5 protein-coding genes are annotated in these 13245 nt (G+C 41.3%); all 5 read left to right on the forward strand.

Annotated elements, in window-relative coordinates; genetic code table 11:
* The first annotated feature begins 14 nt into the window (after nucleotides 1–14).
* The 5 genes from RUMAL_RS16425 to RUMAL_RS16445 all read left to right on the forward strand — a co-directional run bounded on the left by RUMAL_RS16425 (nucleotide 15) and on the right by RUMAL_RS16445 (nucleotide 13176).
* Nucleotides 15–10178 (forward strand): DUF6908 domain-containing protein, encoded by a 10164-nt coding sequence (locus tag RUMAL_RS16425; protein ID WP_013499808.1) that lies wholly within the window; start codon nucleotides 15–17, stop codon nucleotides 10176–10178.
* A gap of 157 nt (nucleotides 10179–10335) precedes the next feature.
* A complete protein-coding gene (locus RUMAL_RS16430; RefSeq protein ID WP_013483548.1) occupies nucleotides 10336–11211 on the forward strand; it encodes an IS1595 family transposase in 876 nt (291 codons plus the stop codon).
* A gap of 130 nt (nucleotides 11212–11341) precedes the next feature.
* The gene (locus RUMAL_RS16435) at nucleotides 11342–11686 is read left to right on the forward strand and encodes a hypothetical protein (RefSeq protein ID WP_013499809.1); all 345 of its coding nucleotides are present in this window, start codon (nucleotides 11342–11344) and stop codon (nucleotides 11684–11686) included.
* 12 nt (nucleotides 11687–11698) lie between these two features.
* Nucleotides 11699–12766, forward strand: coding sequence for a DUF3991 and TOPRIM domain-containing protein (locus RUMAL_RS20950; RefSeq protein WP_013499810.1), 1068 nt, complete (start codon nucleotides 11699–11701; stop codon nucleotides 12764–12766).
* A gap of 20 nt (nucleotides 12767–12786) precedes the next feature.
* Entirely contained in the window at nucleotides 12787–13176 is a 390-nt protein-coding gene (locus tag RUMAL_RS16445) for a hypothetical protein (RefSeq protein WP_013499811.1), read from the forward strand.
* Nucleotides 13177–13245 lie beyond the last annotated feature (69 nt).

The raw sequence follows: 13245 nt of genomic DNA on the forward strand, positions 1-13245 counted from the left end.
AAAGGATATAAATAATGAGATTAAATAATTCAATAGAAAACTGGCAGAATTATCTCAGCTTTTCATCAAATCTTTATTCTTATGGTTATGCGGATATCATGAAAGTGTATTCCGCAGAACCTACCGCAACTGCCGTTGCCACACTGGAAGAATGGAACAGAATGGGCAGATTTATAAATCCCAAAGCTAAAGGTTTCATTTTCAGTGACGGACATATACGCTATGACATTAAGGATACAAACGGCGCGTCCGTAAGAAAATGGCAGTTTACAAGTGGTCACATTCCCTTTTATTATGACCATTTCAACGCCATGAACATAACAGATAATGTTATGCTCGATAATGGAAATGACTTCTCAGTAAACATCTGTGATTTTCTCTGCGAAATGATGTCAAAAGACAAGTCCCTTTCCGGTGTTGTTAATGAGAATGTAAGGGAAATTGCGGCTTTATCTACTACGTATGTTATCTGCGAAAGACTTGGTATTGATAAAAATGAAACATATCTCGACTTATCTGACATTACAAAACTGTCAGATGAAGAAGTCAACCTTACAGCTACAATTACCGCGATATATGCAAGGTCAATGCTTAAAGCTGCTCAAAGGACAGTATCTTCTGTAACAAAGGAACAGATAGAAGAACGCAGCAGAAATGTCATGTTTACAGCCGAAGAACTTAGCGAATTTGAAGATATTACCGATGCAGTATATGACGAGGAAATCTCTGAGGAAACTACTGTTGAAACGGCAGAAGATGAAGAAAAGAAGTATACTGTACCCGAAACACTTGAAAATGTCACAGCCGACAATAACAATGATGATATTATTCAGCAAAATAAAAGTGTGGTTACTGTTCAGCCCGTATCTGAAGTATCAGATAGCGGCTTAACTGCCGAAAAACAGCAAGAAATACTTGAAACTGCACTTATGATAGAAAACAGCTCTATCAATAAAGAACGTATCAACGCTTTGTTTTCGGGTAACATCGGTGTTAATGCTCTGACCTCTTATGTAAGGACTAATTACAAAGGTAAAAGCTATAACTCGACCAATGATGATATTATCAGCGCATATCTTGCAAGAAATGATTGTTTCGTGGTAAGATACAATATTGATGGAAATGCGGGAAATCTGTCATTTGATTGGCAGACCGTAACAAACACCATAGATCAACTTATCCGTGAGGATAGATTTATAACACCCAAAGAAAAAGACGATACAGCGGAAGAAAAAACCTCGCTTACGCTGCATAAAGTCGGTGACTTTTGGGAAATGTACGATAATGATGCCCGGGCTGCTTCTGAAGCACTCGGGCTTTATCTTTCAAGGAAAGGAAAAGTCGCTATGTGCGGCTTTCCTGATAAAGAGAAAGATAACTACACTCAAAGACTGCGTGATGCAGGATTTATCATTATAAATGATAATATCCCGGAGAATAAAAAAGAAACTCTCCTTGACAGCATTACCATTAAGTTCGGAACAGAAAACGATCCCGAACTGACAACAGAAAGCAAGCTGCTTGACGATCTCATAACTAAATACAGAAATGAACATAACGGTAACGATATGAGTTTCGCGCTTGCAAATGCCGTAATCGAGTATCTTGATGAAAAGCAGCATACTGAGCGTACCGATAAAGACAACAAAGTTGGCTGGTACAAGAAAACATGGTTTACAGTTACCGCAACAATAAGCGGCGAACAGTTTTCCTATGAGGCAAGATATGATATAGGTGACGGTAAAGGAACAGGCGGCGGCTCTATAATCGACCATATTGAGCAGTTTCAGACCGAGATAATCCGTCAGAAACCATATCCATACAATACAGAAGATAGTCAAAACACAGCCAAAAATGCAGTTGACATTTTAATACCGTATCTGAAAGCTAATACCGAGCTGACAGAAGAAGAAAAGCTGATACTGTGGGAACTGAAAAGAGATAATCCGATCAAGGGTATACAGCCTGTGTTGGATCCTAAACTACTCACTCACTATATACCGTCCGGACTTCCGCTGATAGCTGATAACAATGATGTTTTCTTTGTATTACGGCATGATCGTTTCTATCATCATAACAGACAGGAAATTGCAGATTTCTTTGAAACTCATGCAAATGCCAAAGAACGTGAGCAGTTTATCCGTAAAGCTATAAACGAAGAATATTCACAGCTTTCAACAGATGAAGAAAAGACCATGGGCTACAAAACATTCGAGGATGGTCTTTGCATCTGGGAAGGTAATTATATGTCCCACACAGCCGAGAATTTCTATTCTTGGGAAGATGTTGTAACATTATTCGCTGATATGATGCAACGCGGTGAATATCTTGACACTCAGATAATTGATACACCTGAAACGGTTGAAGATAACGTACAGGAAGATGCTGCTGCACAGCTTTCATTTTTCGGTGAACCCGAAACAATGGCTGCCACAACAAAGCCAAAAAGCCGAAAGGATACATCTGAAATTGATACACGTCCAATGTTCAATGTAACCGATGATATGGTCAACTATGTTCTTAGATGCGGCAGTGCCACAAAAGGAACACTGGAGCGTATTATTGCGCAGTACCAAAAAGGCAAGTCCGATGCGGAAAACGGCGAGTTTCTCAGCCGTGAGTTTAATAGCAGTTTTCGTTCTGAGGATAATGGTCGAGGGTATGTATATTCAGAGAGTGAACTGATCTCATCTTGGTGGGACAGAGAAAGATTGTGGGTAGGTGCAGGCGAAAGCGCACTTAACGCAAAAATGTACAATGTTGCACCATGGAATTTAATTGCTGCACGAGTAGGTGAGCTGATTGAAAAAGGTCAGTTCTGTTCACAGGCTGTTATAGATCGTGCAGCTGAAATGGAAATAAAGGATATCGCAGACAAATTATGGTATCTGCATCAGGATACCGACAATGAAGAATATCAGTATTTTATCCCGGATGAGATGTTTAAAGGCGGTTTTCCTGACAGTACCGAGAGAATAAAAAATGATCTTATGGACAGCGATAAACTGCAAGACTACATTTCAGGGATGACAAAGTTTGTAAATGATTATGAGCAGAACAGAGATATACTCCGTTGGCATTTTCATAGACCGCGTGAAACCTTAGAACGGCTGAAAGACCTGACTATCGAGCGCAAACAATTCAAAGCTGACCCTGATTTTGAGTTTATACCATCGTTCTTTATTTCCGAAGATGAAAAAAATCGTGTAATACAGCATTTTAACTATCAGACAAAATTCAAGATCCGAGATTATTTTGACGATGAAGAACGCACCACAAAAGATAAGGTTAAATTCCTGAACAACTTATATTCAGACGGCGGATTTGGCGATAGGGATACAAATTTTTATTACGGTAAAAAGGGCTATACCATAGTTCACTCCCCTGCTTACGATGAGTGGCAAGGCTGCACAGCCACAATGAACTGGAAAAACGTTGTTGTAAGAATAGACAGCCTTATCAAAATAGACAAATTTATCTCTGAGAAAGATAAAAAGGAACAGGAAAAGCTCATTCAGCAGAAGCTTTTTGAAGCTAAAAACAAGGAAGAACTTGAAAAGGCAAAAGAGAATATCCGAAACTTTTGGGAAAGCGAGTACGGTGGTGGCAGTGATGATTTTACCGATCTTCACAAAGTCGGCATAGCATACACTACCGTTGATCTGGACGATAGTCACTATATGGAACTTCAGGTATATGCTGACCTTATGGACAATGCTCTGCGCTATTACATCGACAATGAACTTTACAAAGAAGAAAAATACGATGATCTTCATTCGTTCAATGAGGACGCACTTTCGGTTCTTGATTTTCAAGAACTCTATGACCAGTTCGATATCAGCAAACTGGAAGAAAAATATAATGCTTCAAAACACGAAAAAGAGTCTTTATCAGCGGAAATATCTGTTAATGCATCAGATAATGAGCTGACTGTAATGCAGTATGGTGCAGCACAGCGAAACCTCAAAGCATTTAATGAACTGTTCCCTGAGTTCATGCAGAAAGAATACGCTTATATGCGAATGGAAGCCGGGGATGCTTATGAACCGTTAAGCCTTGAATGGCTTTCGGAAGATACTTTCTCCATAATGCATTTTTATGACCAGAACGGCGATTTGATGTATGACCCCGATGTTGTTATTAAGGTCGATGCTACTTCTGCGCAGGCAATAAGCTTTGAAAACTCAAGTCTTGGTATCTATGAAAGCTATACCAGCGGTTTATTTGACCAGGACGATTGCAATAACTTCGTAGAAAAATGGCTTGCGAACATCTCACATCAGGGTTACAAACCTGTGCGCATAAAAAATTACGATGATGAGATCGTACTTGATACAACATACTCTGAGTTGATGCACGAAAATAAAGCTGAACCTGATATTGACAGCGATATAATAGGCATTGACAAATTAAAGCGAAATGGCAGTGTAGTCTACTGGAGTTACTTCAATGAAGATGGTAACGATGGTAACGGACAGTTCATCGAAATGACCATAACCGAATTTGACATCAATGAAGCTGTAAAGGTAATGAGTGCTGCGGGTGGTCGTACCAAATTAGGCTATCAAACATTCATCAACTACATTGAAGATCACAGTTCTCAGATAGTCGTTGATAAGGGAACAGAAGATTTTGAGGATGTAAAAGCTGAATTTCTGAATGGCGAATACGATATTCAGGTCACAGCTGATAATGACAGCCGTGAACAGCTGATAGCTGATTTCATTGATAACACCGACCATACCAGAACACTTGTTCCCGATAACATCGGATACGCTATCGGCATTTACAGCGGAGAAGCATTTGACAAAACAACTATCGACGAAAATACAAAGAAATACAAGGTAGTTGCTCAGATCGACCGTAAAAACCGCATAGCTGTCAAGTGGGATGAACCCGATCTCCCTGAGAGCGTAAAGGATGCCATATCAAAGGTAGCACTTACCTATGACATCGTGGAAGATGATACTCAAAAAGCAGAGGATGCTGCATTGGACTTTCTCGGCTTAGATGAAGTCGATGATGAGTACACCATACTACGTAATAAAAATGATGCGGTTGAGAATGATACAGTTCAGCTTTCCATCTTCGGAACACCCGTGTTCACAGAGGAAAATACTCCCGTTGTGCCTGTAAAAGTCGGTGCTGAAATAGAGTATCAGGACAGGACCTATACAGTAACGGCTATCAAGCCCGAACACAATGAAATAGATCTTCTCGATCAGCATACCGGATGGTATCCTATAACTCGCGTAGAACCACTTGACGTATTTATATCTGAATACGATGCTAAAACAGCAAAATCTGTAGTTGAAGCAGCTGCGGTAGTCAACGGACCTCAGAACTATACTATTACAGATGATGAGTTAGGAGTTGGTACACCGAAAGAAAAATACAAGGCAAACATTGCTGCTATTAAACTGCTGAAACAGATAGAAGCCGAGGACAGGCAGGCAACAGTCGAGGAACAGGAAGTGCTTGCACATTATGTCGGTTGGGGCGGACTTTCGGGAGCTTTTGAAGCAACTAACAGTTCATGGGAAAATGAATACTCAGAACTGAAAAATCTGCTTACACCGGAGGAATACAATGCAGCACTCAATTCCGTGGTAAATGCACACTTTACAAGCCCGGTAATTATCAGAAAGATGTATACCGCACTGGAAAACTTCGGCTTTAAGGGCGGCAAGGTGCTGGAACCGTCCTGCGGTATCGGTAATTTCTTAGGCTGTGCTCCGACCGACAAAGCGGCTAACTATCAGTTCACGGGAGTTGAGATAGACAGTATCACGGGACGTATAGCAAAACAGCTTTATCCGCAGGCAAAAATACAAGTTACTGGCTTTCAGAATGCTGATGTTAAAGACAATTACTTCGATGTAGTAATAGGTAATGTACCGTTTGCAAACTACAGCGTGACGGACCGTAAGTATAACAAGTCAAATCACCTGATACATGACTATTTCATACTGAAATCCCTCGATCTGACACGCGCAGGCGGTGTAGTTGCAGTAATTACTTCATCTGGTACAATGGATAAGGTGTCCGCAAAGGTACGAACAGAGATCAGCAACAAAGCAAAGCTGATTGGTGCTATAAGGCTGCCTGACACAGCATTTGAAAAAAATGCCGGAACAAATGCAGTCGCAGATATCCTTTTCCTGCAAAAGCGTTCAGAACCAAATGCAGACTATGAAGACTGGCTTGAAGTTGACCGCGAAACATATTACGGTCTGCCTATAAATCAGTATTTCATAGATCACCCCGAAATGGTCTGCGGAACAGTTCTTGAAACAAGCGGCAGATACGGTAATACACTTACTGTCCGAGAGAATGAAGGTGAAACACTTGAACAGGCATTAGATAAGGCTATTCAGAATCTGCAAGCAACAATCTCAGTTCAGACTATAAGCAGACCTCAGCCAACAATAACTGAGGAAAACAAAGATGCTGAATGGCTTTCGATTCGCGAACAGTATGAAGCGGATCCCGATATGCGTAACCATACATTTCGAATGTATAAGTCCAGACCGTTCTTCAAGGAAGGCTCTGTACTGGCAGAAGTTGATATAAGAGATTTCAGTGAGCAAGAAAAAGATATGCTGACATCACTGATAAAACTAATTGACCAGTACAAAGAAACTCTTTATACGCAGAAGCACAGAAGCGATGAAGAATTTATTGAAGCGCAAAAAGGATTGAATAATCTGTATGACAGCTATACAGCTAAATACGGTCCTGTTCGTGATGTTTTCACAACACGTAAAAAAGCTAAGATCAGAAAAGTTATCGAAAATTCCGACGATTTCTATAATCTTCACGCCCTGGAAACAGAGGATAAAGATGACAGCACAAAACTTGTAAAGGCTGCTATATTTAATAGACGTACAGTTTCAAGGGCGATTGAGATAACTCACTGTGATACAACAGTTGATGCATACTCGGTCTGCCTTAACACTAAAGCCCGTATCGACCTTGAATACATTTCTTCACTCGTAGACAAGCCTATCGAAGATTGTATAAAGGACCTGAACGGCACATATATATTCAGGGATCCTGAAAAGGTGATTGAAAGCGATATTACAAGCGGTTGGGAAACTGCCGATGAATATCTCAGCGGTAATGTAGCCCGCAAACTGCGCATAGCAGAGGGATACAGTGCTGTATCACCCGATTATGCAATAAATGTCGAAATGCTGAAAAAGGTACAGCCCGAAAGGATACCTGTCGGCAGGATATCTGCACAGCTGGGCAGTTCATGGATACCCGAAAAATACATTGAACAGTTTATACGCGAAAAACTTGACGTAGATACAACCGTTGAACATGACCTTGCATCGTCAACATGGCACGTCAATAATACTAACATGGGTGACTGGCGAGAATTGTGTTGCAGTGTCTATGGTACCAAAGATATGAATGCATTGAAACTGGTCGATGCATCATTGAACCTGAGAAATGCAAAGGTGGGACACGTTGAGGACGGATCCGATGGCAAAAAACACTATGTAGTAGATCAGGAAAAAACACAAGAAGCTATGAACAAGCAGGATACGGTTAAGGAAATGTTTGAAAACTGGATATTCGCTGATCCGTACCGAGCACAAGAGCTTGAAGATATCTTCAACGCTCGTTTTAATGTATACAGACTGCGAACATTTGACGGTTCTCATCTGACCTTTGACGGTATGAATTCAGACATAACACTAAAAGATTATCAGAAAGATGCAGTTGCAAGAATGCTTTACGGCGGCAGTTCGATACTTTCACACGTAGTCGGTGCCGGCAAGACATTTGAAATGACTGCTGCGGCTATGGAACTTCGCAGGACAGGACTTGCAACAAAGCCATTATTCGTAGTGCCGAACCACCTTGTAAATCAGTGGGCTGCGGATTTCGTGAAATTATACCCTGAAGCTAACGTACTGGCAATCAACGGAGGTGATAAAGCAAAAAGGCAGAAAATGACAAGCCGTATTGCAACAGGTGACTGGGATGCGGTTATAATGCCGTACTCAGTATTTGCAAAGGTACAGCTTTCACCAAATAGAAGAGCGCTGTACTATCAGCAAGAAATAGATCAGTGCATTGCCATAGAAGAAGAACAACGCGGCAGCATAAGTGCTAAAGCGGCAGTTACACGACGTAAACAGCTTGAAAACCGACTTGATGCTCTTGATTACATTATGGATAGAGATAAAAACATATACTTTGAAGAAACAGGCATAGATTATATCTTTGTAGATGAAGCCCACAACTTCAAAAATCTCTATACCAATACAAAATTGAACAACATCAAGGGTATCACTTCAACAGGCTCAAAAATGGCTGAAAATCTCCTGTTGGTAACAAACTATCTGCGAGAAGTCAACGGAGAGAACAGAGGTACAGTCCTTGCATCGGGTACGATAATCTCAAACTCGATGACAGAACTATATACAGCAATGAGATATGTTGCTCCCTCATACCTGAAAGAAAAAGGATACTCATCGTTCGATTCGTGGATCGCAGACTACGGCAGACTTACAACAGATCTTGAACTTGATCCGACCGGAACATCATTCCGTTCGATAACAAAGTTTAAGGAATACAAGAACGTCACTCTCCTGCAAACGGACTTCCACACTTGTGCAGATGTAAAAATGAAAGAGGACCTCGATCTGAAAACACCAAAGGTCAAAACTCTTGTAGTCGTTACTGAACCAACGGATATACAGAAAGCATTTATAAAAGAGTGTGGAGAACGTGCTGACAGAGTACACAATAAGGAAGTCGGCAGAGATGTTGACAATATGCTGTTGATCTCAACCGATGGCAGTAAATGCGCCCTCGATCAGAGATTGATTGACCCATCTTATCCGGATGATCCGAACAGCAAAATCAACATCTGTGTGGAAAATGTGTTCAAGGTCTATACAGACACAAACGATAACAGGCTGACACAGGTGATTTTCCTCGATACTTCTACTCCAAAAGGCGATGGAATTTTTAGCTTGTATGACGATATCAAGAAAAAGCTGATAGCAAAAGGTATCCCGGAGGAAGAAATAGCATACGTCCATGATGCTAAGAACGCTGAGGAAAAAGAAAAACTGTTTGAAAAGGTCAGAAACAGAGATATAAGGGTAATACTCGGCAGTACAGAGAAAATGGGTGCGGGAACTAACATACAGGATTATCTGTACGCTATCCACCACTTGGATATTCCGTGGAGACCGAGTGACTACGATCAGAGAAACGGAAGAGGTGAAAGACAGGGTAACAAGTGCGCTGATATAGGCGATGGGCAGATCCTTGAATTCAAGTACAGCTGCAAGGGTACATTCGATGCTTACAGATGGCAGACTATCGAGGGCAAGTCGATAATGATAAAACAGGTGCTTACAAGCAAGCTGCATTCGGATGAAATAGAAGCTTTTGATGATACAAGTCTTAAATACGCTGAAATAAAGGCTCTGTCACTTGGTGATCCGAGAATTAAGGAATTTGCAACGCTGAAAAACGATATTCAGAAACTCAAACAGAAGAAATCACAGTTTGATACTGAGTTGCATGATGCTCAGAGGAAGGCGGAGATAACTTATCCGCAGGAGATAAAAGCACTCAACAACAGACTGCTTGGGCTGTATGACGATAAAAAGCAGGCTGCTGCTACTGCTGAAAATGAGTCCTTTACTTGTACGATACGCGGCAATGAGTTTATCGACAAAAAAGAAGCGGGTAAAACTCTGATAGGTCTTAGAAAGATCGCCACACAAGAAGGTATCGCTGTAGGTGAGTACAGAGGATTTAAAATGCTGCTTGTCGAAACAGGCATAACAAGTGATTATTCTACTCCGATAATCAGCCTTGAACTCCGCAGAAAGACCACATTCAGGACATCTATGGGAACAAGTCATGAGGGTGTTTTCGACAACATCGACAACATTCTTGACAACATGATAGATAAAAGCATCGCGGAAAATGAGGATAAACTCAAAGAAACCGAGAAGAATCTGAATGTAGCCAAAACACGCTGCGGCGATGTGTTCCCGCATGAAGATGAACTGCGTGAAAAACAGCACAGATACAAGGAGCTGTCACTGGAACTTGCAGTTGGTGATGACAGTGACAACAGAATGGCAGCTATCTCAGCTGATGAAACCGAAAACAACACTACATCGAGGGGCAGACGATAACGTTTGTCCCTCTTTTTAGGGGGTGATAATATGAAAAATATAACATGGTTATCCCTTTAACACACCACAGATAATTTACAATGCTGTCCAAATAAACAGACCTCAAAAACCGGAAAATATAGTATAATAGTGACAGGAAACGAAAGGAGCTGTCGCTATGTCAAAAAGATTTCCGAAACCTGAGATCACACTTGATGGGATATATTCAAAGTTCGCAGATGAAAGCTTTTGCAAGGATTTTCTGCTTGATATCCGCTTTGAAAAGGGCTTTGCCTGCCCGTTTTGCGGTGGCTCTGAGTACCGCAGGATAAGGTCACGCCATCTGCTGCGCTGCAAGTTCTGTAAAGCAGATATATCCGCCACAAACGGAACTTTTATGCACAGAACACATATTCCGCTCAGACTGTGGATAGTCACCGCATTCCTCATTATGAGCAACAAATGCAGTGTTTCTGCTGTTACGCTGATGAGGTCTTTGGGGGTGACCTACAAGACTGCATGGTACATCCTTCACCGCATCAGAAAAGCTATGAAATGCCGTGAAGAACGCTATTTGCTCGACGGAATCGTTGAACTTGATGACACGTATCTCGGTGCTCCGACTCACGGTAAAAAGCGCGGCAGAGGTACTGAAAAAGTCAAGATGATCGTAGCTTTATCGAAGAACGCAGCAGGAAATCCCGAGTACGTTAAAATGAGCGATGTGCCGAATTTAAAGGGTATAACTGTGGGTAGATTTGCCAGGGATAATATCCGCGCAGGCTCGAAGATCGAGAGTGATAATGCTCGAAGTTACAAGAAACCGTTGGCACAGAAATACTTCCATGTTTTTGAAACATATGATCCGACAAGCGGTCAGCTGAACTGGATGCATAAAGTTATATCAAACTTCAAAGCAATGATCATGGGAACTTACCACGGAAACGAAAAGATCCACACAGCGTTATATGCTGCCGAATACTGCTACAAATTCAACCGTCGTAAGCTGGGAAACAGTGCGTATTTAAGGCTTTTGGCTGCTTTGGTGCAGTGATCTTACTTGTGGTGTGTTAAGGGGATAACCATAAAATATAATAATACAGTTTAGATATCCTGATAGACCGCGCAAAGAATTTGTCTTTCCGATAAGCGAATTACTCTCATATATTCGATTGGACGGACCTATGCTGAAACGCTTTGCTGATGATAAATCTATTACTGAAAATGCTTATGATGAGTTCTGCAAGGATCCTATCAATAACTTTAATAAATATTCAGACTCAAATCTATGTCAGGTAAGGATAATCAACCATACATCAAAAGATATAGTTACGGACCGTACTATTGATCGGCTGGAACTTGCTCGATACTACATCAACAACAAGGATATATGTGAGCTCATAGAAATGCAGATCCGCAAAGACAGCGCGTTTCTCGGCAGAAATGATATCTATATATCCGATGTATCTGATATAAATCGGATAAAAAGAATAAAGGTCGATATCCTCAGAGGTATCAATTCTATGTAGGAGGTGATCTGATTGCCTAAACGTATTTCGTATATAGGTTCAGGGAAAGAGTATGTTCATTATACCAATGATGAACTGGAAAATCTTCGTTCGATTGATATGATAGATTTTCTCGGACGAAAAGAAGGCTTTTCTTTCAAACAGACTTCGACTTATTTTAAATGCGTTGAGCATGACAGCTTGGTTATTTACCCTAACCGCCGTACATGGGCATGGAACAGTCACGATGTTAAGGGAAAAAACGTTCTTGACTGGCTCCAGCGTGTCGATGGTCTTTCGTTCCAGGAAGCTTGTATGATGCTCTCCCCGCTTGAGACCGAAACTGTAACAAGATTCAAGAAAACTACATCAGCACTAACAACGAGTAAGGAACCGTCACAAAAACAGCTATATATACCCGAAAAAACGAATGGCAATTACAAAAACGTATATATGTACCTTACCCTTACAAGATGTATAGATGCTGATATAGTCAGTACTCTATTCCATGATAAGCTGATCTATCAGGATACTCATAATAATGCCTGTTTCGTCGGCTACGACGAGAATAATAACATTCGCTGCGTAACACAGCGCGGAACGAATACTTATGCAGATAAAGCATACAAAGGTAACACAACCGGAAGTATGATAGAATACAGCTTTAATGTGCCATGTAATAAGAGTGATCCAAAAGCCGAGATAAACAGGGTATACTTGTTTGAAGCTCCGATAGACTTATTATCTCATGCTACGATTGCAAAAATAGTCGGATCTCAGAAAGGCGATACTGATAACTGCTGGAAACGGCAAAACAGACTCGCGCTATTGGGTGTTTCCGATGTTGCACTCCAATCCTATCTCACGCGAAATCCGAATATATCAGAGATAGTCTGCTGCCTTGACAGCGATGCGGCAGGACGAGAGGGTGCAAAAAATATAATGCAAAAATACGGCGATAGATACAAAGTATCTATCCATACACCCAAGAACAGCAAAGACTACAATGAAGTGCTGTGTAAATATATACAGCAAACAATAACCCAAAGTGATAACATCGATAACGATGTTACATATAACAGGACAAGCGCTAGGCGCTAACTTCAAGGAGGTTTTTAATCATGAAAACAAAAGGCAAAACAACAGCGGTGAAGAAGATGTTTGCCATTATCGTAATGGTATACACAATGATAGTATGCTCTGCATTTTCTGCATCTGCCGCAGACATCACAACAGCTGACACTGAAACAGCTATCGGAACAACACTTTCTGCTCAGGGCGGCGGTGGAGACGGCTGGGGTGCGATTACTCAGTGGATCTCAGAAGCTACCGCACAAGTCAAACTGATCGGCTATGGTCTTGCCGCATTCTGCGTAATGTGTCTCGGTATCATATTCATTACCGGTGGCGGTCAGGGACTTCAGAAAGGTAAGGGCATGGCAGTCAGCATACTTGTTGGTGTCGCTGTTCTTTCGTTCGGCGTTGGACTTATAGGCTCACTTCAGGGATAAGATTTGCGGCACACATATTATGTGTGCCGTAAAGGGCAGAAATGTTCTGCTTTTTGCAGCACACATAAT

Origin of the sequence: Ruminococcus albus 7 = DSM 20455 (genome assembly GCF_000179635.2) — a bacterium.
Classification (GTDB): Bacteria; Bacillota; Clostridia; order Oscillospirales; family Ruminococcaceae; genus Hominimerdicola; species Hominimerdicola alba.